Consider the following 21776-nt stretch of genomic DNA (forward strand, 5'->3'; position numbering starts at 1 on the left):
AGCTGTCAGGACCATAATCTTAGATAATATTCTATTTTTGAATCTATCAAAGGATTTTCATAGTCTTGTTTACAAATATAGTACAGCGAGAGCTTCTACTTAATTTACAAACCTCAAAAGACATGCTGTCCACAATATAATAATTAGAAGAGATAATCTGTGATGCTATTTGTTTACCAAGTTGTCCTCAATAATAAAACAAACCTGTTTTTCTGCGATTATAAGCACTACGCTATATCTTTGAGATTAAAGTAAGCGGAGGCTTTCTAAACAAATCTCGCTCCGAATCAATGCCCATGAACTCAGATGTCAAGTCAATGATGATTAGCTCAATATCGGATACGCTTGGTTTACGTTTTTGATTCAGAAAATTCATTCCTGTTTCTACTCATTGTAATGTTTCCAATATTTTTTCGTAATTTCGAGTGTAGTTGTTGATATATTTAATCGTTTGGTAGACAATTAAATATAGTCATTCAGTTGATAATGAATAACTTCTTTTTCACTTATTCATTATTTATTAATGCACCACGGGTTAATTCATATTGTAATTTTGATTAAAACTAAAAATTCATCTGGCATTTGCTATGATCAGAAACAAAGAAGAAATAGCCGCTTCCCGATGTGAATAATTTCAACCAAAACCTTTAGCAAAAATGCAGTACAAAACATTTGAACCAAGCAATGTCCTTAAATCATTAGTTAAATGTTACTGGACGTTGGAAGTTCCTGCAGACAACAACGCAGACAAACAACGAATTGTACCCGACGGCTGTTTGGAAATGGCTTTTATTCTTGGAGACGATATTAGACGTTTTACTTCCGAATGTGAATTTATCCTTCAACCTCGTGCAATGGTTCTTGGTCAGATCATCGACCCTTTTTACATTCAACCAACAGGCTATGTAAATACTTTTGCTGTTCGTTTCTATCCTTATGGTTTTGCAAATTTTGTAAAAACGCCTATCAAAAATCTTGCAAATAAGGAAACCCCGATCACTGAGCTTTTTGAAGTAACAAAAGCAAACGAGTTGGAACAAAACATCATTCACGCAAGCGACACGCAACAAAGAATTAAGATTGTCGAAACTTTTTTATTGAACAAAATCAACGAGAAAACCACAATCGACAATATTGTAAAATCAACTATTGATACACTTTTCTTAACCAATGGAAATTCATCGATCAGTACAATCCTAAAAGAAAATTTATCCAAACGCAGACAATTGGAAAGAAATTTTATGAAGCAAATCGGAATCAGCCCCAAACAATTAGGAAAAGTAATCCGATTGCAAACTGCCCTGAAAATGTTACTCAACCACAAAACCGAAACACTCACTCAAATCGCTTACGAAAACGAATATTACGACCAGGCCCACTTTATCAAAGACTTTAAAGAATTTACTGGAACCAATCCTAAAGAGTTTTTAGAAGACAGACAAAATGTGCTGTCATCCCTTTTCTACCAAAAAGATTAAAGCTGTCGCATTTTTACAATTTCGAAGATTTACGTTATTTTATCTTTGCAATTTCTAATCAATATAATTAACTAAAATAATAAAAGATAAAAAATTATGCGTAATTTAATTTCAATAGTAGAAATTCCAACAACAGACTTTTCAAGAGCAGTTCATTTTTATCAAACGCTCTTAGGCATTACAATCGAAGAAGTTGACATGGACGGAACACAAATGGGTGTTTTGCCTAGTGACGGAGAAACCGTAAATGTAGTTTTAGTCAAAGGCGATGATTACAAACCGACAAGTGATGGAGCAGTTCTTTATCTGAATGCAGGAAATGACCTACAACCAATGCTCGAAAAGGTAAGCGAAAATGGAGGGCAAATCATTGTACAGAAAACCCAAATCAGTCCTGAAATGGGATTTTTTGCACTGTTCATGGATACAGAAGGAAATAAGCTAGGACTTCATTCAGCACAATAAGCAGATGAAATTTTAATCATTTGGTAGACAGTTGAATATAGTCATTCAGTTGATAATAAACAACTTCTTTTTTACTTATTCATTATTTATTAATTGCTCCACGGGTAATCATAACTTTAAAATACGACATTAAACACTTGCTGTTACCTGAAGTCTATCTAAATTTTCCACAAACCTTTTATTGGTAATAGCAACAAAAGGTAGGATCGCTTTATATGAAAAAAACTTTTACTTTCTATTAAAATGTTTATACCCAAAATAGTGTTAAACGAATATAAAACTGTTTTTAGGTGTATAAATGCTTTTTGTTGAATAATTTATAGATGTTATTAACAAAAAGAGCGAGTTATCAACAATTCGCTTAGTGTTTAACAGCTCAATCTTAATACTGCTATAATTTATTTGTTTCTTTGTAGCCGAAATAAAGAAATAACTAACGAATCATGGGTAAAATAATTGCTCTGGCAAATCAAAAGGGAGGGGTTGGAAAAACTACTACCACAATAAACCTTGCAGCCTCATTGGCTGCCTTGGAAAAGAAAGTATTGGTTGTGGATGCAGATCCGCAGGCGAATGCTTCTTCCGGCTTAGGACTCGATATTAAACATATAAAAACTACAATTTACGAATGTCTTATAGGTGAGGCTACTGCCGATCAGGCAATTGTGCCAACGGCATATGAACGTTTGGATATCATTCCATCGCATATTAATCTGGTTGGAGCAGAGCTCGAAATGCTGAATATCGAAAATCGTGAAAAACGTTTGGCTGCAGTGCTTCAAGCTAAGAAGGCTGATTATGATTACATTCTGATTGACTGTTCTCCATCTTTGGGTCTGATTACCGTAAACTCGCTTACTGCTGCCGATTCGGTAATTATACCTGTTCAATGTGAGTATTTTGCTTTGGAAGGTATCAGTAAACTTTTGAATACAATCAAGATTATCAAATCGAAGCTTAATCCTTCACTAGAGATAGAAGGATTCCTGCTTACGATGTATGATGCACGTCTTCGTTTGGCAAATCAGATATACGAAGAGGTAAAGAAACATTTCCAGGAGCTCGTTTTTACAACCGTAATTCAACGAAATGTGAAGTTGAGCGAATCTCAAAGTTTTGCCCAACCGGTATTGGCTTATGATGCAGCCTCACGTGGTACAGTAAACCACATGCAGCTGGCAAAAGAGCTTATCGAAAAAAATTCTTAACTTTGCTATTTAAGTAAAAGAAAGTAGTGTATACAATAATTGATTTAACTGTCAGTTGTATATATACTCGTCGAAGTAATAAATAGGTCTGTGACCTTAACCGTAAAAAAGAATAATTATTTATGGCAAAAAGACCTGCTTTAGGAAGAGGGTTAGATGCTCTCATTACAATGGATGATGTGAGGACTGAAGGATCTTCGTCTATAAATGAAGTTCCATTGTCACAGATTCAGCCAAATCCTGATCAACCCCGTCATGTTTTTGATGAAGAAGCCTTGCGTGAGCTGGCTGTCTCTATTAAACAGTTGGGCGTTATTCAGCCGATTACTCTGCGTAAGATCGATGATGAAAATTATCAGATCATAGCAGGAGAGCGCAGATACAGAGCATCGATGATCGCTCAGTTAAAATCGATACCTGCCTATATAAAAACTGCAGATGATGAAAACGTCATGGAAATGGCGTTAATCGAAAATATACAAAGAGAAGACCTTAACTCCATAGAGGTTGCTCTGGCTTATCAGAATCTGATTGAAACATACAATCTGACTCAGGAACAGCTGAGCGAGAGAATAGGTAAGAAGAGAACTACCATTGCAAATTATCTGCGATTATTGAAGCTTCCTGCTGAAATTCAAGTAGCTATCAGAGATAAAAGAATAGATATGGCTCATGCACGTACTTTGGTAACTATCGAGAATCCCGAAGTACAGCTCGAGGTGTATAAGCTTATATTAAATGAAGACCTTTCGGTTCGGAAAGTCGAAGAATATGTTCGGGCAATCAATAAAGGAGATACTCTGGAAGAGATTATTCAGGAGAAAGAAGTAGTCAATTTAGCTAAGAAGGGTAATATAAACAAAGCCACTCCTGAAGAATTTGATATTTTGAAAAAACACTTGTCGAAGTTTTTCGAAGCGAAAGTACAATTATCGTGCAATGACAAGGGTAAAGGAAAAATAACAATTGCTTTTAGCTCAGATGAAGAATTGGAAAGAATTATTACTAAATTTGACCAAATAAAAAAATAAACTAACCAAGTTTTTACAAAATTATTTATTGCAGCAGTAACAAGCATAAGGCAATAGATAGTTGTAATCTTAGAATATAGCACTAAATATTTTCTGATTTATATTACGGTTGATAAGTAAACAGATTCTTTGATAACTTTTTGCCGATAACAGTAGAAAAGCTTGGGTTCTTAAAAAATATATGGTAAAGAGATTTTTTGTAAGTATTGTAGCTGTGTATTCCTTGGCATTTCCGGTGCTGGGGCAAATTAATGATAGCGTACAGACTCCTAAAATTTCGCCACGTTCTCAGAATATAACTAAAAGTGATACTATAGCTTGGGTTGATGATAAACTGATGGTAGATAAGTCTGCCGACAAAGTTATCAAGAACTCGATACCCTTTAAGCCCGATCCTAATAAAGCCGTTTTGTATTCGGCTATTTTTCCAGGCTTAGGTCAGATCTATAATCGAAAATACTGGAAACTACCTATTGTATATGGAGGTTTTTTGGGACTTGCGTACGCTATATCTTGGAATGGACGAATGTATAACGATTATACTGCAGCCTATAAAGCCATAAAAAGTAATGATCCAAGAAGCGAAGCAAATTTTCGTATTTGGGGTCCATTTGTTAGACGGATAACAGATCCTTCTCAAATAACAGATTCTGAGATCACTACATATCAAAATTCATTCAAGAGAAATAGAGATTCCTATCGTCGATACCGTGATTTAAGTATTATTGGAGCCGTTGCTCTGTACGGATTGTGTATGATTGATGCATATGTTGATGCTCATTTATTCGATTTTGATATTTCGCCGGATTTGTCTTTGAGGGTAGAGCCTCAAGTGCAAACTGATCCTTTTGCCCAAAAATCTTTTGGGGTTCAATGTAGTTTTAAATTCTAGGTCATTGTTCTTAACTGCTTAACAGCAAGTGTTTAATGCAATTTTTTTATTGCCAAAATAACAAAACAGGTTTCGAATCTTAATGTCCCGAAAAATAATGATTTATGCTAAAAAAACTCTTTATTGCCGGTTTTATTTTAGGGGGTAGTATTACTCTGTATGGGCAGGTTCACAAAAGTGGACTATCTATAAAAGATACTATAACAGATAGAGAACTGACTATCCCGGAAGATATCGAGAGAAATTTTGATCAACTTTTAGTCGATTGGAAAAAAAATCTGAGTCCTTCTCTTTCTTGTAAGTCAAACTTTGATACGGACGTTGCTTATCCTGATTCCGTATATATCAACAGACTCTACTGTTTACCTACCGAAATGGAGTTGGTATATAATCCTGTAGTAAGATCATATATCGATATGTATACAGGACGAATGAGAGGAAGTGTTGAATACTTTTTAGGAAAATCAGATTATTACTTTCCGATTTTTGAACAAGCACTAGATAAATACGGTTTACCACTCGAATTAAAATATCTGCCTATTATTGAATCAGCCCTCAATCCTACAATTGCTTCAAGAATGGGAGCAACCGGACTTTGGCAATTTATGATTGGTACAGGTAAAATGTATGATCTTGAAGTAAATACGCTGGTTGATGAACGACGCGATCCTATAAAATCGACGGAAGCAGCAGCCCGATATTTGCGGGATTTACATAATATTTATGGAGATTGGAATTTAGTAATTGCAGCATATAATTGCGGTCCCGGTAATGTAAATAAAGCCATTAAACGGAGCGGAGGTCAAAGGGATTATTGGGCGATTTATCCCTATCTTCCGAAAGAAACCCGAGGATATGTGCCTGCATTTATTGCGGCAGCATATGTAATGAACTATTACTCGGAACACAATATTTGTCCATTCGAATATAAATACACACACTCTACAGATACTATTCTTGTTGATAAACAACTCCATCTACAGCAGGTTGCAGAGGTATTAAATGTTCCTCTTGACGAATTAAGAACACTCAATCCACAGTATAAGAAAGACATTGTTCCGGGTGAATTTAAATCATATGTCCTGAATCTTCCTTCGATGAATGCGGTTGAATTTGAACTTCAACGCGACTCAATATTTTCTTATAAGGCAACTGAATTTTTAGCTCACCGAAAAGTAGTTACTCCTAGTGGATATACTGCATCTGTTGGAACTAATGCAACAAGATATAAAGTACGCAGAGGTGATAATTTGGCTTCTATTGCCAATAAATATGGAGTTTCCTCAGCTCAGATAAAAAGATGGAACGGGCTTAAATCAAACCGATTAAGAGCCGGTCAGATATTGGCTGTTTCAGCAGGAAAACCTGTTGAAAATGAGACACCTCAAGTAACGAACGAACCGGTAACTCAAAATTTAGCTCAAAATACAAGTTCGGCAGCATCGACCCAGAGTTCATCTTCTTCAAACTCATTGTCTGACTATTTTTCAAAATTGCAGGAATATGCAGCAGGAGCAGAACCCGATCCCGAGCCAATTGTTGAAAAAGTAAAAGAAGCTTCGACTGTTGATACATCAGAGATTCACGAACCACAAATAACTGAAAACAGAAGTCGCGATATACAAAGAGTTCAGACTATTTATCACAAGGTACGTATCGGAGAAACTTTAACTCAGATTGCTTCCAAGTATAATGTGGATAGGAAGGATATTTCTTCTTGGAATAAATTAAAATCATCGGTACCCAAAGTAGGGCAACGATTGGTTATACATCTTCCTGCTGAAAAAGAAAAACTAGTTGCAGAAGAAGTACCATCTATTTCCGAAGAGTCTATCGAAGAAGTTGTTGCTGATGTAAAAACATCGGTTCAAAACAATGCTGCTACTAAGGCATTGGCATCAACAACACCCATGAGTACATCTTCAACTAAAACTGTAACTGTAAAAAAAGAAGAAGTTACCAAGGTTGAAAAGAAAGTAGAGCCAAAGCCTAAACCTAAACCCAAGAAAGAACAGGCAAAACAACCTGCGACTCATGTTGTTAAAAAAGGAGATACTTTAGGGCATATTGCCGTATTGTATGGTGGGAAATTAACACCGGGAGACATAAAAAAGGCAAATAATCTTCGTTCGGATAAATTGAGTATTGGTCAGAAACTAAAGATACCCAGATAACTAACAGTACGTTTAATGCAGTATTGGTTCGATTGATTATAATGATCGGTAATACGCTTGATTAAATAATAAAAAGGTCTGAGACCTTAATTGAAAATTATGGCATTCATTTTTAATTTTACTCTTTTTCTATAATTTATGGATAAAGATACTAAAAAGCAGGACGATGATTTGATGGTCGAAAATGAGTTTAACGCTCTTATTGATGACTATCTTAAAAGTAATCATAGACGAAAAGTCGAGATAATAACGAAAGCTTTTCATCTGGCAAAAGAAGCTCATAAAGGAGCAAGACGTCGATCGGGTGAGCCATATATAATGCATCCGTTGGCTGTGGCGCGTATAGTTTGTAGCGAAATCGGACTGGGGTCTACATCTATTTGTGCAGCACTGCTTCATGATGTGGTAGAAGACACCGATTATACGGTAGAAGATATTAAAAAGATTTTTGGCGATAAAGTAGCCGAAATTGTGGATGGTCTGACCAAAATATCGAGTGGTATGTTTGGAGATCAGGTATCATCCCAAGCCGAAAACTTTAGAAAGCTATTGCTTACAATGGCAGACGATATCAGAGTGATACTTGTAAAGATTGCCGATCGTCTCCATAATATGCGAACATTGGGTTCTATGGCTCCTGCCAAACGCCACAAAATAGCAGGCGAAACAATGTACATATATGCTCCACTCGCTCACCGATTGGGGCTTTTTGCTATAAAAACCGAGTTGGAAGAACTCAGTTTTAAATACGAAAATACCGATGAATACAATGAAATCGTCTCGAAGTTAGAGTCATCATTCAGTAAGAGGAAAGATATCTTCGAACATTTTGCAGATCCGGTTATTCAGAAATTAGATCAACTGGGTTTCAAGTATGAAATAAGAGCAAGAGATAAATCAGTATATTCTATTTGGAATAAGATGAAATCAAAAGGAGTTCCTTTTGAAGAAATCTACGATATTTTTGCTGTTCGTATTATTTTCGATTCCGAACCGGGAGTCGACGAAAAGAAAAGATGTTGGGATATATATTCGGTGATTACGGATATTTACAAGCTTCGTCCCGATCGTATCAGAGATTGGGTGAGTCGTCCCAAATCAAACGGTTACCAAGCTCTGCACCTAACAGTAATGGGGCCTGATGGCGAATGGGTAGAAATCCAGATAAGAAGCCGTAGAATGGACGATATTGCAGAAAAAGGCTTTGCTGCTCACTGGAAATATAAGGAAGGTAAAATCGAAGAAGATAATGAGCTTGATAAATGGCTGAAAACTATTACTGAGATATTGGAACATCCCAATCCCAATGCAATAGATTTCTTGGATACTATCAAATTAAATCTGTTTTCTCAGGAAATATTTGTCTTTACTCCCAAAGGAGATTTGAGGACAATGGCTCAAGGCTCTACAGCATTGGATTTTGCTTATGAGTTACATACCAATATAGGAGATCATTGTATTGGTGCAAAAGTAAATCATAAACTGGTTCCGCTTAGTCACAAACTGAACAGTGGTGATCAGGTTGAGATTTTGACATCCAAATCACAGACTCCACAACCCGAATGGCTTGGTTTTATTACAAGTGCCAAAGCCCGTACTAAACTGGAATCTACTCTCAAAAAGCAAAAGAAAGAGATTGCTAAAAAAGGAGAAGCTATATTTAAAGAAATTGTTGGAGAAACAGAACTTTCGACATCTACTATCGATAAATTACTCGACTTTTATAAAATAAGCAAAAAAGAAGATTTCTTTTATGCACTAGGAAACAAAACAATTGTTCTACCCGCCAATCTCGATAAGCTTTTTAATCAAAAAGACAAGGATAATTCCAGCAATATATTTATGCGATATATGAAGCAGGCCTTCCGAGTAGGTAAGAAGGCTGAGGCTGATTTGGAGCAATTGGATACGGATAATCTGGATACAATAGATAAGAAGAAAACATATATTCTGGAAGAAGATTCTTTTAAGAAGAACTTTAGAATAGCATCGTGTTGTAATCCTATTCCGGGAGATAAAGTTTTTGGTTTTATTACAGATAATAATGAAGTTCAGGTACATGGAGTTAATTGCCCCGTAGGCTTGAAGCTAAAAGCTAGTTTTGGTGATAAAATACTGACTCTTGAATGGGGTAGATATGCACAATACTCGTTTTTATCGACAATAATCATTCGGGGGATCGACCGTGTAGGAATGCTGAATGATATAACCAAAGTTATAATTACAGATTCGGTAAACATCAAAAGTTTGAATATTGAATCGAATGATGGTATCTTTGAGGGAAAGGTCAGTCTTTTTGTGCATAGCGTAACAGATGTACAGAAACTCTGTTCTCAGATTTTAAAGATAGAAGGAGTTCAGTCGGTGAACCGATTGAGTTAAGGTCATAACAGACCTTGTAAAGTTTTAAGATGAATTAAATAAATGGATGCATTCGATATACATGACGAGAAATTAGACGGAACAGAGCGTGAATTTGAAAATGCTTTGAGACCTCTTAGTTTTAATAGCTTTAGTGGTCAGGATAAAGTAGTGGATAATTTGAAGGTATTCGTTGCGGCAGCTCGTATGCGTGGAGAATCTTTAGACCATACCTTACTGCACGGTCCTCCGGGATTGGGTAAGACTACATTATCCAATATTATTGCTAACGAATTGGGAGTGGGTTTTAAAATAACCTCGGGACCTGTTCTCGATAAACCGGGCGATTTAGCCGGCTTGCTCACCTCTTTAGAACCAAATGATGTCCTTTTTATCGATGAAATACATCGCCTTTCGCCTATCGTAGAAGAATATCTATATAGTGCTATGGAAGATTATCGCATTGATATAATGATCGATAAAGGACCAAGTGCACGTTCGGTTCAGATCGAATTGAACCCATTTACGCTGATTGGTGCTACTACACGAAGCGGTTTATTGACAAGTCCTCTGCGTGCCCGATTCGGGATAAATATGCACTTGGAATACTACGATAATGATACTTTAACGGGAATTATCAAACGTTCGGCAAATATATTGGATGTGCCTTGTGATGATGATGCCGCCAAAGAAATAGCATTACGCAGTAGAGGAACACCTCGTATTTCGAATGCACTTTTGAGAAGAGTGAGAGACTTTGCTCAAGTAAAAGGATCGGGAAGTATTGATAAGGAAATAGCCAATTATTCGTTGGAAGCTCTTAATATTGATAAGTATGGTCTTGACGAAGTCGATAATAAAATACTGCTGATTATCATAGATAAGTTTAAAGGAGGTCCGGTTGGTATCTCCACTATTGCCACAGCTTTGGGTGAAGACGGAGGAACAATAGAGGAAGTATATGAACCTTTTCTTATCAAAGAAGGTTTTATGAAACGTACTCCACGAGGCAGAGAGGCTACAGAATTGGCCTATAAACATCTGGGAAGACATAAGGAGACCGAGCAAGGGTTTCTTTTTTGACCTCCTGTCAAGAACTAAAAGTTCGAGATATTGTTAAATTTCTAAGAAACTTATTTCGATTGATATGACAAATGACGACAATAAGCGTTATACAATTATCCTGTATGGGTTATTCCTTATAGGATCTTTTTTCTTTTTATCCCTTGATTTTTATCGGGCTTTTTGGTATGACGAAGCTTATACAATAAATCTTGTACGCCAATCCTTCGGATATTTATGGCATGTAACTGCCAATGATGTACATCCACCCCTTTATTATATTCTGCTAAAACTGTATACCTACATTTGTGGTGATTCGGTAGTAGCCCTGCGTATTTTTTCGGCTTTACCAATGATTGGTATCATGTTGCTTACTTGTACCCATATACGGCAGAAGTTTGGAAATAAGACTGCTTTAAGCTTATTGGTGCTGGTAATTTTAATGCCCGTTAATCAATATTTGGCTTCCGAGATTAGGATGTATTCATTTGGAATGTTTTTTGTCCTTCTGAGTGCTTTGTATGCTTATCAGAGTTATACAACCTTTCGTCGTTCCGATTTAATCAAATTTACACTGTTTTCTCTTGCGGCAGCATATACCCATTACTATGCGTTGTTGGGTGTGTTCTATATTTATCTGTTGTTTTTCCTTGTTGTTGTCTTGAAGAAGAGAGATAAAATACTCCCATTTATCGGTTATTCGGTTCTATTTGTAATCGGCTATTTACCTTGGCTGATTAATTTACCCGGTCAGGTTTCACAGGTTCAGGACGAGTATTGGATTAATGCTCCCCGGTTGAAAGATTTTGTAATCTATTTCTATTATCCATTTGCTCAAGAATTAGATTTGGTTGCAACTCAAATACCTCTTTCACATTTTGCATCTGCATTTTATATGCTTGCTGTTTTTGTAGTTCTATTTGTTTATGTCGTTATTTCCGGAAGAAAGGTAAACTTTACCGATAAGCAATTGTCCGTTAAACGGGTTTACGCTAGCCTCTTGTTTTTAGCTTTCGTACTTACATTAGCTACTGCAATTACATATTCTCTTTTATCGAAGCCTGTATTTGTTACCCGATATATGACACCAATTCTAGGTTTACTTTATCTGGGCTTTGCCATTTTTCTGGCTTCATTCGATTGGAAGAAAACACAGAATAAGGTCGTTCTATTTCTGATGTTCCTTATCCTTGCTTATTTTTCTTTCAATCACTATTCATTGCAATACAGAACGAATCAGTATAATGAACGGGTACAAGCAAAAATAGTAGATTTTGCAGAGGAAAGACTCGATGATAAAACTGCTTTTGTGTATTCCGATACTCGAAGTTTTTCGATAGCAGCCATACCTTTATTCTTTCCCGATTCAAAACATTATATTCGAATACGATTAACAGGTAAGTACTATAAAAAATATTTAGAAAATTTTAAATCTATTCCTATCTTTGATTTTGACGATATTGATACTACTTATACCAAAATTTTGGTAGTAAAGAATATCGATAACGATGATTCTTTTATGAAAGTGGAAGAAGATTCGATTGAAATAGTTAAGTACTTCGATATAATCGACAGACAAGATATTGAAGGGCATGTCGTTTACCAGTTGCAGAGAAAGAATAGAAATTAATAATATAGCTGATTGAAGTACAATTTAGTCAGCAAAACTAAAAAAGTGCTAGACCTCGTTTCATCATGGCTGATATATCCAATACAGACATAAAATACTTACCCGGAGTTGGACCTAAGAAAGCAGAAATACTTAACAAAGAGATTGATGTTTTTTCGGTTGAAGATCTGTTGCATTATTATCCCTACAAGTACATTGACAGGAGCCGTATCTACTATATTCACGAAGTAGATGGCAATATGCCTTATATTCAGCTAAAAGGTCGGATAACGGCTTTTGAAACAATGGGAGAAGGTCGAAATAAAAGATTGGTTGCCCATTTTACCGATGGGACAGGTTTTATTGATCTGGTTTGGTTTCAAGGAGCACGTTATATAGCCGATAAATACAAGGTAAATCTTACCTATCTGGTTTTTGGAAAACCAACCGCTTTTGGTAATAAATTCAATATAGCTCATCCTGATATTGAGCCTTATATTGAAGAGAAGGTAGAGCAAACCAATCTGCTTGGGTATTACAATACTACAGAGAAGATGAAAACGCATTATCTGAATTCAAAAGCAATTCAAAAGATAATGATGAGTGCATTACCCTCGGCACTGCCTCATGTGGTTGAAACTCTTCCTCAGTCGATTATTGATACAGCTAAATTATTACCATTAAAAGAAGCAATACGTAATATCCATTTTCCCCTTAACCCTTCCATTCTAAGAGATGCACAGTACCGCTTAAAATTTGAGGAGCTATTCTATTTACAACTCAATATTTTAAGATATACTTCCGATAGAAGGGCTAAATTAAAAGGGTTCGTATTTTCTTTAGTCGGTGATTACTTTAATTCTTTCTACGAAAAGAATCTTCCTTTCGAATTGACTAATGCACAGAAGCGAATTATCAGAGAGATTCGTCAGGATATGGCTACAGGAGAGCAAATGAATCGTTTGCTGCAAGGAGATGTGGGTAGTGGAAAAACATTGGTGGCACTTATGATTATGTTGATCGCCATGGGAAATGGCTTTCAAGCTTCTATGATGGCTCCTACCGAAATTTTGGCTAATCAGCATTTTGCTACTATTCAGGAATTTCTGTTCGGATTAAATATCAATGTTGAACTCCTGACAGGTTCCACTAAAAAGAAGAAACGTGAAGAAATTCACTCCCGTCTTTTGACAGGAGATATTCACATTCTTATCGGTACGCATGCGTTGATTGAAGATACTGTTCAATTCGGTAACTTAGGATTGGTAGTTATCGATGAACAGCACCGTTTTGGAGTGGCTCAAAGAGCAAAATTGTGGACAAAGAATGTAAATCCGCCACATATGTTGGTAATGACGGCAACCCCCATACCCCGTACATTGGCTATGACTGTGTATGGTGATCTGGATGTGTCGGTAATTGACGAGTTACCTCCCGGACGTAAGCCTATACAAACCATACATCAGTATGATAAAAGACGGGGGGCATTATATAATTCGATCCGCAAACAACTCTCAGAAGGTCGTCAAATATATTTTGTATACCCTTTGATCGAAGAAAGTGAGAAAATAGATCTGAAAAACCTCGAAGAAGGGTATGAGCATATTTGCGAAATTTTTCCCGAGTACACAGTTTGTAAAGTACATGGAAAAATGAAGCCTGCAGAAAAAGATGCCGAGATGGCTCGTTTCGTAAAAAACGAAGCTCAAATTATGGTAGCCACTACGGTTATCGAAGTGGGTGTAAATGTCCCCAATGCATCGGTTATGGTTATCGAGAGCGCTCAGCGCTTTGGGCTGTCACAGCTGCATCAGTTGAGAGGTCGGGTAGGTAGAGGCGCCGATCAGTCGTATTGTATCCTTATAACGCCTTATGAGTTGTCGGCAGACTCTCGTAAGCGTATCAATATAATGGTTGAAAGCAATGATGGATTCGAAATTGCCGAGGCCGATTTAAAACTCAGAGGTCCCGGCGACCTCGAGGGAACACAACAGAGTGGCATTGCTTTTAATTTGAAGATAGCCGACATTGTGAGAGATTCTCAGATAATGGGATATGCACGTGATGTGGCAAAAGAAGTTATGGATAGCGATCCTACTTTTGAGAAGCCTGAAAACCAGATCCTAAAGAGACAATTACGTAAATTAGGCGGTAATCGGTATAATTGGGGCTTGATCAGCTAATGTAAAAAAGAAACAAACCTTTAAGGTTTGCTTCTTTAATTCTTAATGCATAATAACGTAATTCTTGTGTCTGTTTAAATAAGGCTCGACTCATTAGCTCTTTTATTGCTTTTATATAAGTCTATCAGTTCACCTAATGTTATCTTTAAAGAATTCATGGTTGCAAAGAACTCTGGTACTTGATTTTCATAAAATGACCTTCTCATTAGTTCGAGAGCATTCTTGTAAGAATCTTTTGTGAGGAAGAGACCAACACCTCTTTTTGACATTAAAATATCTTCTGATTGCAAAAGTTCGAGTGAGCGCATCAAGGTATTATGATTTACCTCTAATTCTTTTGCAAGCTCTTTTACGGTAGGGATTTTAGTTTCTTCTTTCCATTCTTTAGATACTATTCTTTGTGAGATTACATCCACAATTTGTAGATAGATTGGTTTGTTTTTATGAAATTCCATTGTGTTGTTAATTTAGAGAGTTACAGTACAAATATAGCACTAGTTTTCTATATAAATAGTTTGTTGATTAAAATTTTTGACAATATAAGGATTTTTTAATTGTAAATAATCTGTTTAATTTCAGAATTTTAGATAAAAACAGCACTCTATATATCTGTAATTTGTTGAGGCGTGTTAACTTTTATCCCTTTTTATCGGATAAAATTCAAAATGAGTAATTAACATTAGAATCAAGAATTACGAGCGGTTAAATTAACCAATATTAGTAATTCATAATCGAATATAAATATGACTGAACAGTCAACAAAAGTTAGTACCTGGAAAATACTTATACCCACTCTTCTTGGTGTTGGGGTAATTATTTATATGTTTTCAAAAGACTTGTTGGGAGAAGAAAATGCTGCCCAATTAGCAGAACTTAAAAATATAAGTATTACATGGAATACTGTATTTTGGTTTTTTATAGCCTTGCTTTTGATGGTAGGTCGTGATCTTGGTTTTACCATTCGGTATCGATATCTGACCGAAAAGATGCTTTCATGGAAACAATCATTAAAGATAACGTTGCTTGCCGAATTTGGTACGGCGGTAACTCCATCATCGGTTGGAGGATCGAGTATGGCGGTGCTGTTTTTGTCGAAAGAGAACATACCCGTAGGAAGAAGCACGGCTATGGTTTTTGTAACGATGTTGCTTGATGAAATGTTTTTTGTAGTAACCTTCCCTTTATTATTACTATTTGTTCCCGTTGATACATTATTTCCCGAGATTAACACTATACAAATGGGGGTGATTACCTTATTTATTGCTGCATATATTATAAAGGTGGTGATTTGTATTTGTCTTATCACCGGCCTATTTTTCAAACCTCAAGCGATAAGATGGCTCCTTATCAAAATATTCAGGTTGCCTTTTCTTCGTCGCTGGTATAGAGGAGCCGTAAAAGCAGGAGATGATCTTATTATCAGTGCCAGAGAAATAAGAGGAAAATCATTCTCTTACTGGTGGCCCATAATCCTGGCTACAATTCTGTCTTGGTCTTCCCGCTTTTTGGTAGTTAATGCTCTTTTTATGGCATTTTTCTCCGTATCGGATCATATGCTGATTTTTGCCAGACAATTTGTAATGTGGGTATTGATGATACTTAGCTTTACACCCGGAGCAAGCGGTTTGAGTGAGTTGATATTTAAAAATTATTTAAGTGCTTTAATCCCGATCTCAGGACTTGTTCCCGTTATCATTGTATTATGGCGATTGTTAAGTTACTATAATTACCTTTTTATCGGAGCTATTCTCGTTCCACGCTGGGCAAGTAAAGCTTTTAAGAAAAAAGAAAAAACACAAGAAGTATTATGAAAAACAAAGTTTCGTACCGTTTTGCTTATGTATTATTACTATTAATCATAGGTAACACATTCTCACTATTTTCACAGCAAATAGATACTGTTGAGGTATATAGTCCGAAAATGAATTTGGAGGTGAAGAATGTAATTATTTTACCGGATGGATATGATGCTCAATCAGACAAAACATATCCCGTGGTATATCTTCTGCATGGATATGGAGGTAATCATTTATCATGGCTTAAAACTGTAAAACCAACCTTGCCTCAATTGGCAACAAAATTGGAGTTTATCATAGTTTGTCCCGATGGAAAGAACAGTTGGTATTGGGATAGTCCGGTGAATCCGAAATCTCAATACGATACATATGTCAGTAATGAGTTGGTGAGCTATGTCGATGATCATTATAAAACGATACAATCGCCGAAGGGTAGGGCAATATCGGGTTTTAGTATGGGAGGGCATGGTGCCTTGTGGTTAACCATACAACATCCTGATGTATTTGGTGTTTGCGGGTCGATGAGTGGTGGAGTAGATATCCGCCCTTTTCCCAACAATTGGGAAATGTCTAAAGTTATGGGTCGCTACGCCGATAATAAATCTCTTTGGGATGCGAATACTGTCATTACAAATGTCGATAAGCTGGCAGGTATACCTTTGATTTTTGATTGTGGTCAGGATGACTTCTTTTTGGAGGTGAATGAAAATCTACATAAACTTCTTTTGACGAAGAAAATTCAACACACTTATATTATGACTTCGGGTGAACACAATGCTCAATATTGGAATAAGGCGGTAGAATGGCAGTTGGATTTTTTTGCAAAATTCTTTTCTCTTGAAAAAAGTAATTAAGTTCTCAGAACTATTTATTGCTTTGGCTGTAGGAATGAATGAACCTGTGTGTTCACCTATTCAAGGCAGACACATAGATCTGCCCCTACTAATAAAGATAGATCATTAATATCAATCAGTAGCTGGGATTATATGTTCTATTTGATTGTCTTTTTATTCTACGCGCAATCGAAGATTGCTTGTATTCCTTTTGCCCAAATCCGCAAAAGGAATCAAAAAGGCTTTGTGCTGCGTGGCTCGCCTGTCTGACCTAAAGCTTACAGGCTAAACTAAACCTACTGCCTTACGGCACGTTTAGTTTTACGCCCGTTTCGCTTGTCAGCCAACGGCTCCGCCACTGATGCACTTGGGCTGACGCACGCAAACAACTTTTGTCCGTCAGGCTCTACGACCTTGGCGGTTGCACGGGGTACCCGCAGGATGAAAAAAGCGTTAAGAAACAAAAGGATATCGTTCGTTAAATGTTTTCTTTTGTTTTAGCTTTCGAGACCGTAGCGGGTCGGGCAAAAGGCACAGTCTTGATCTTTTGTTTCGTTTTGCATCAAGGCAAAATGAAAAACAAACCCATAAGGGTGCGTTAGAATAATACAACATTAAATATAACAGATCAACTACTGATTCGCATCATTAAATATTTTTAAGATGGCTGAACAACAAAAAAAAGAAAAATCTACCACTATTTTAGCATCCAAAACGCGAAAATTGGTGGTGTCGGAAGATAACGGTAAATGGGGATTTTTAGATCCCGAAACAGGCGAAGCAGTTGTACCGTTTATATATGAATATGCTCATTCTTTCTCAGTAGAATTGGCATTGGTTCGATTAAATGGTTGGTGGGGTTATGTAGATAAAACAGGGAGGCTGGTTATTCCGTGTATATATAATCCTGCATGGTCGTTTACCAAAACAGGATTGGCTGCAGTATGTATAGAGGGAAAATGCGGTTTTATAGATCAAACAGGTGAAGTTATTATTCCGTTGGTGTATGATGAAGCCCGATATTTTAATAAAGACGGTAAGGCAAAGGTAAAGCTGGACGGCGAAACTTTTTTTATAGATCTGAAAGGAAATCGAGTCGAATAGATGTGAAAAGAAAATGAGTCATACTTTAGGAGTGTATCGCAGACTTATTTATCTATATAACAAAATATTATAATGAAAAAACAAGACAAAGAGTATAACTACAAAAATGGATGTCACTTTTGTCACTTTTGTAATCTTTTTGGGTTTAATTTGTTGATTTACATTATTTTGATTGTTGACAAAAAACTAACGATTTTGTCACCTTTTTGTATATAATTTGTCACCTTTGTTTAATCTTTGTACTAATATGTAGATGAAGTGGAATCCTATAAAAAGCAAAAACTATGAATAGAATAGAACTAGTATACTCACCCTATAATTTGATGTTGAAATATCCGTTTACGATTTCAACATACTCCCGAACTACAACACCTGTGGTTTTAGTAGAACTACATTATGACGGGTATATTGGTTACGGTGAGGCCTCTTTACCGCAATATTTGGGTGAAACACAAGAAAGCGTTATCAGTTTTTTGAAGCAGGTCGATTTGACTCAGTTTTCAGATTTATCTGATATTGATACTATTTTAGATTATGTCGATCATATTGCTATTGGAAATACAGCAGCAAAAGCCTCGATAGATATAGCATTACATGACTTAATCGGAAAAATAAGAAACCAATCGTGGCACGATATCTGGAATCTGAATCCGGAAAATACGCCTAATACAACATACACGATTGGTATTGATACGGATGAAATTGTTAGAAAGAAAACATCTGAAGTGGCTTCCGATTTTAAGATACTCAAAGTCAAATTAGGCGGAAACGATGATAAACGTATGATCGAAGTAATCCGGTCTGTCACAGATCTCCCATTAGCTATTGATGCTAACCAGGGATGGAAAGATCGATCTGAAGCATTAGAGATGGTTTACTGGCTGAAAGAACAAGGAGTTGTACTGATAGAACAACCGATGCTTAAAACCGATTTGGAGGCTAGTGCCTGGCTTACGGCACATAGTCCTTTACCCATTTTTGCCGATGAATCGGTGCAGAGGCTTGCGGATATGGAGAAGATTAAAGGAGCTTTCTCGGGAATCAATATCAAGCTGATGAAATGTACGGGTATGAATGAGGCTCATAAAATGATAAACCTTGCTCCATCTTTAGGCTTTGATGTTATGTTAGGCTGTATGACGGAGACTTCGTGTGCAATATCTGCTGCATCTCAATTATCTCCCGCTGTAAGCTTTGCCGATCTTGATGGTGCTCTACTTATTACGAACGATTGTTTTAGAGGAACCTCAATAAAAAACGGGAAGATTATATTAAATAATCTCCCCGGTATAGGTGTCGAAAAAATATAAGATACAGATTAAGTTCCCTGAAATTAAATATTTTCTTTTACTTAATTAGAATCCTTGTCTCTCATATCTAATAATCTAAAATCGTTGTATCGGATTATTAAATCATCTTTATACTCAGTTGCTCTAATTAGATTTGCAGTATCGACAGTGGTTTCTTCTGTTTTTTCAAACAAATCACAGGAAATTGTTATCCATCTTAAAGCTTCTTTCAGTTCATCAGATAATTCATATGCCAAAGCAATATTATTTGCCAGTCTGGCTTTTTTCTTGATATTTTTTGTTTCTTTCTCATAAGCAGATTTCCATAAAGAAAGAGCACCTGACCAGTCACTGTTGCTTACCATTTTATTAGCTGCTTTTACATCTCCGAAATACCACCTTAATTCGCTACTCCAATAAGGAGCTAGTGCAGTGGCTACCTTTTCGGCCATATATTGAGCAGCTACTTTCATCGCTTGCTCTCTGCTGGGAATGGTGTCTGATAATGGAATATCCTCACTGTAGGTCGCGACCCAGTAAATGCTGTCATTCAGATAAAATGGCGGTGATATGGCTGTTCCTTTATTAGAGTATACTTGAAAGCGTACATCCATTTTCACATCCAGATATTTTATTGTGGTTCCGAATTCGAAATCATCTTCATTAGAAATTGTGCTGACCAGAAACCGATCTATAGAAATTATAGCATCAGCTTTGTTAGCAATACAAATCTCTTTGGCAATTGTTGTATCCAAGGGAAATATATCTCTAAAGTCGCCATTTTCTCTTATAGGTTCGTCATAAAAAATAACATCATCGAAATACTCTTTATCGGCGAGTTCATCGAACAGATTAGCTGCAAGGATATAGTTTACACTGTCTGCATTAACCGATATTTGAGAATTGGTTCTTTTGCCTTTAATATATTCGGCATGCCCTATATCTTCGGGTTGTGGCATTGTATTATCTACAATCACAATATTATCTATGTGATTGGGTAATGTTATCTGTGCAGGCTTTTCTACATTTACTACCAATGTATCCAGACTCGTACAACTCGTTAGCAGGCATAGTCCCGAAAATATCCCCGAATATAAAAATAGTTTGGGGAAGAATGAGGTCATAGACCGGTTTGTTGTTTTAGTAAGTGTCATAAGTAAATTATTTTAGAGCTGAATATTATTAAGAGTAAGTGCTTTTTTACTTCAGTGTTTAAAGTATTTAGTGATATATTTCTGAACTATAAAAGGTTATATTTGTTATGGTTACCAAAGAAATAAAAAAGGTATGCGACATTAAATACTTTTTATTATCTTCAAATTTAAATTTAATTTTCGATATAAGATTATATTTGTTGGATGTAAATTTAAATTTATCTATGTTTAAACCTCTATTTCAAACAAAATGTTCACAGAATGGCAAAAAAAGATCAATCATATACCGATGCAATACAAGAATTGCAGAATATACTCGATAAACTGGAGTCGGGAGACATGGATGTTGATGTATTGACTGAAGAAATAAAAAGAGCCTCCGCTTTATTGAAACTTTGTAAAGAGAAGCTTTATAAAACAGATGTTGAGATAAAGAAAATATTAGATAATTTAGACTAAAAGATTAATATATGAATAATGTAATTATAGTTGCAGGAGGCAAAGGTTTGCGAATGGGGAGTGAATTACCTAAACAATTTCTAAGTATAGGAAGAAAACCTGTTTTAATGAGAACGATCGAAGCCTTCTATAATTTCGATAAGTCGATTCGTATTATTCTTGCATTATCTGCGTCTTATCGCGAGCATTGGTCTAAACTTTGTGAGGGCTATGGCTTTCCAGTGTACCATGAAGTAGTTGATGGTGGAGAAACCCGGTTTCATTCAGTCAAAAATGGCTTAGAACTTGTTGGTGATGGTTTGGTAGCAGTACATGATGCTGTTCGCCCATTTGCCTCTGTATCGTTATTGAAAAGCTGTTTTGATGCAGCAAAAGAATACAAAGCAGTAGTTCCGGTGCTTGAAGTAATAGATAGTTTGCGAGAAATTTTCGATGAAAAGGATAGTAAAATAGTAGACCGTTCCAGATTTCGTTTGGTGCAAACACCACAAGTTTTTGATTCTGCTTTATTGAAGAACGCTTATGAAGCCGATTTTTCCGAATCTTTTACGGATGATGCTTCTGTTATAGAGTCGTATGGACATTCGATACATTTAGTTGCCGGAGAAAGGATGAATATAAAAATAACCACTCCTTTTGATTTAGATTTAGGAGAGGTAATTTTAAGTAAGTAAGAAA

17 protein-coding genes and 1 pseudogene are annotated in these 21776 nt (G+C 36.2%); 16 read left to right on the forward strand and 2 right to left on the reverse strand.

The genetic code is table 11. The features are described from left to right. Nucleotides 1–656: 656 nt before the first annotated feature. The 10 genes from G7050_RS07165 to recG all read left to right on the forward strand — a co-directional run bounded on the left by G7050_RS07165 (nucleotide 657) and on the right by recG (nucleotide 14463). Nucleotides 657–1478, forward strand: a complete 822-nt coding sequence (locus tag G7050_RS07165; RefSeq protein WP_166113259.1) for a helix-turn-helix domain-containing protein — start codon at nucleotides 657–659, stop codon at nucleotides 1476–1478. Nucleotides 1479–1574: 96 nt separating this feature from the next. Further along, nucleotides 1575–1943 carry a VOC family protein gene (locus G7050_RS07170; RefSeq protein WP_166113262.1) on the forward strand — a complete coding sequence of 123 codons (369 nt, stop codon included), beginning with the start codon at nucleotides 1575–1577 and terminating at the stop codon, nucleotides 1941–1943. Between the two features lie 443 nt (nucleotides 1944–2386). After that, nucleotides 2387–3151 carry a ParA family protein gene (locus tag G7050_RS07175; RefSeq protein WP_166113264.1) on the forward strand — a complete coding sequence of 255 codons (765 nt, stop codon included), beginning with the start codon at nucleotides 2387–2389 and terminating at the stop codon, nucleotides 3149–3151. 122 nt (nucleotides 3152–3273) lie between these two features. After that, complete coding sequence (locus G7050_RS07180) at nucleotides 3274–4182, forward strand: ParB/RepB/Spo0J family partition protein (protein WP_166113267.1); 909 nt, start codon at nucleotides 3274–3276, stop codon at nucleotides 4180–4182. Between the two features lie 181 nt (nucleotides 4183–4363). After that, a complete protein-coding gene (locus G7050_RS07185) occupies nucleotides 4364–5074 on the forward strand; it encodes a DUF5683 domain-containing protein (protein ID WP_166113270.1) in 711 nt (236 codons plus the stop codon). Nucleotides 5075–5178: 104 nt separating this feature from the next. Next, nucleotides 5179–7248 carry a LysM peptidoglycan-binding domain-containing protein gene (locus G7050_RS07190; protein ID WP_166113273.1) on the forward strand — a complete coding sequence of 690 codons (2070 nt, stop codon included), beginning with the start codon at nucleotides 5179–5181 and terminating at the stop codon, nucleotides 7246–7248. A 138-nt stretch (nucleotides 7249–7386) separates the two neighbouring features. Next, a complete protein-coding gene (locus G7050_RS07195; protein WP_166113277.1) occupies nucleotides 7387–9630 on the forward strand; it encodes a bifunctional (p)ppGpp synthetase/guanosine-3',5'-bis(diphosphate) 3'-pyrophosphohydrolase in 2244 nt (747 codons plus the stop codon). 42 nt (nucleotides 9631–9672) lie between these two features. After that, nucleotides 9673–10692: a Holliday junction branch migration DNA helicase RuvB gene (gene ruvB, locus G7050_RS07200; RefSeq protein WP_166113280.1), complete on the forward strand. Its 1020-nt coding sequence runs from the start codon at nucleotides 9673–9675 to the stop codon at nucleotides 10690–10692. Between the two features lie 64 nt (nucleotides 10693–10756). Then, the gene (locus G7050_RS07205; protein WP_166113283.1) at nucleotides 10757–12301 is read left to right on the forward strand and encodes a glycosyltransferase family 39 protein; all 1545 of its coding nucleotides are present in this window, start codon (nucleotides 10757–10759) and stop codon (nucleotides 12299–12301) included. A gap of 65 nt (nucleotides 12302–12366) precedes the next feature. After that, nucleotides 12367–14463, forward strand: coding sequence for an ATP-dependent DNA helicase RecG (recG, locus tag G7050_RS07210; RefSeq protein ID WP_166113286.1), 2097 nt, complete (start codon nucleotides 12367–12369; stop codon nucleotides 14461–14463). A 74-nt stretch (nucleotides 14464–14537) separates the two neighbouring features. On the opposite strand, the gene G7050_RS07215 is transcribed toward recG, so the two are convergent. Beyond that, entirely contained in the window at nucleotides 14538–14918 is a 381-nt protein-coding gene (locus tag G7050_RS07215) for a GntR family transcriptional regulator (protein ID WP_166113289.1), read from the reverse strand. 288 nt (nucleotides 14919–15206) lie between these two features. Here G7050_RS07215 and G7050_RS07220 point away from each other — a divergent pair, with 288 nt between their 5' ends. From G7050_RS07220 to G7050_RS07235, 4 genes and pseudogenes are all read left to right on the forward strand, one after another. Next, entirely contained in the window at nucleotides 15207–16274 is a 1068-nt protein-coding gene (locus G7050_RS07220; RefSeq protein WP_166113292.1) for a lysylphosphatidylglycerol synthase transmembrane domain-containing protein, read from the forward strand. Further along, complete coding sequence (locus G7050_RS07225; RefSeq protein ID WP_166113295.1) at nucleotides 16271–17113, forward strand: alpha/beta hydrolase family protein; 843 nt, start codon at nucleotides 16271–16273, stop codon at nucleotides 17111–17113. Before G7050_RS07220 ends, G7050_RS07225 begins: the two co-directional genes overlap by 4 nt. A 642-nt stretch (nucleotides 17114–17755) precedes the next feature. Continuing rightward, the gene (locus G7050_RS07230; RefSeq protein WP_166113298.1) at nucleotides 17756–18196 is read left to right on the forward strand and encodes a WG repeat-containing protein; all 441 of its coding nucleotides are present in this window, start codon (nucleotides 17756–17758) and stop codon (nucleotides 18194–18196) included. 290 nt (nucleotides 18197–18486) lie between these two features. Beyond that, nucleotides 18487–19506, forward strand: a pseudogene (locus tag G7050_RS07235) (dipeptide epimerase); the annotation flags it as partial. Between the two features lie 41 nt (nucleotides 19507–19547). On the opposite strand, the gene G7050_RS07240 reads toward G7050_RS07235, so the two are convergent. Further along, nucleotides 19548–20639 carry a DUF6340 family protein gene (locus G7050_RS07240; protein ID WP_166113304.1) on the reverse strand — a complete coding sequence of 364 codons (1092 nt, stop codon included), beginning with the start codon at nucleotides 20637–20639 and terminating at the stop codon, nucleotides 19548–19550. A 261-nt stretch (nucleotides 20640–20900) separates the two neighbouring features. Between G7050_RS07240 and xseB the strand changes: the two genes are divergently transcribed. Together xseB and G7050_RS07250 are read left to right on the forward strand one after the other, a co-directional pair. Then, nucleotides 20901–21098 carry an exodeoxyribonuclease VII small subunit gene (xseB, locus tag G7050_RS07245; protein ID WP_166113307.1) on the forward strand — a complete coding sequence of 66 codons (198 nt, stop codon included), beginning with the start codon at nucleotides 20901–20903 and terminating at the stop codon, nucleotides 21096–21098. 11 nt (nucleotides 21099–21109) lie between these two features. Further along, nucleotides 21110–21772, forward strand: a complete 663-nt coding sequence (locus tag G7050_RS07250; RefSeq protein ID WP_166113310.1) for a 2-C-methyl-D-erythritol 4-phosphate cytidylyltransferase — start codon at nucleotides 21110–21112, stop codon at nucleotides 21770–21772. Nucleotides 21773–21776: the final 4 nt, after the last annotated feature.

Source organism: Dysgonomonas sp. HDW5A, from assembly GCF_011299555.1.
In the GTDB taxonomy this organism is placed as follows: domain Bacteria; phylum Bacteroidota; class Bacteroidia; order Bacteroidales; family Dysgonomonadaceae; genus Dysgonomonas_A.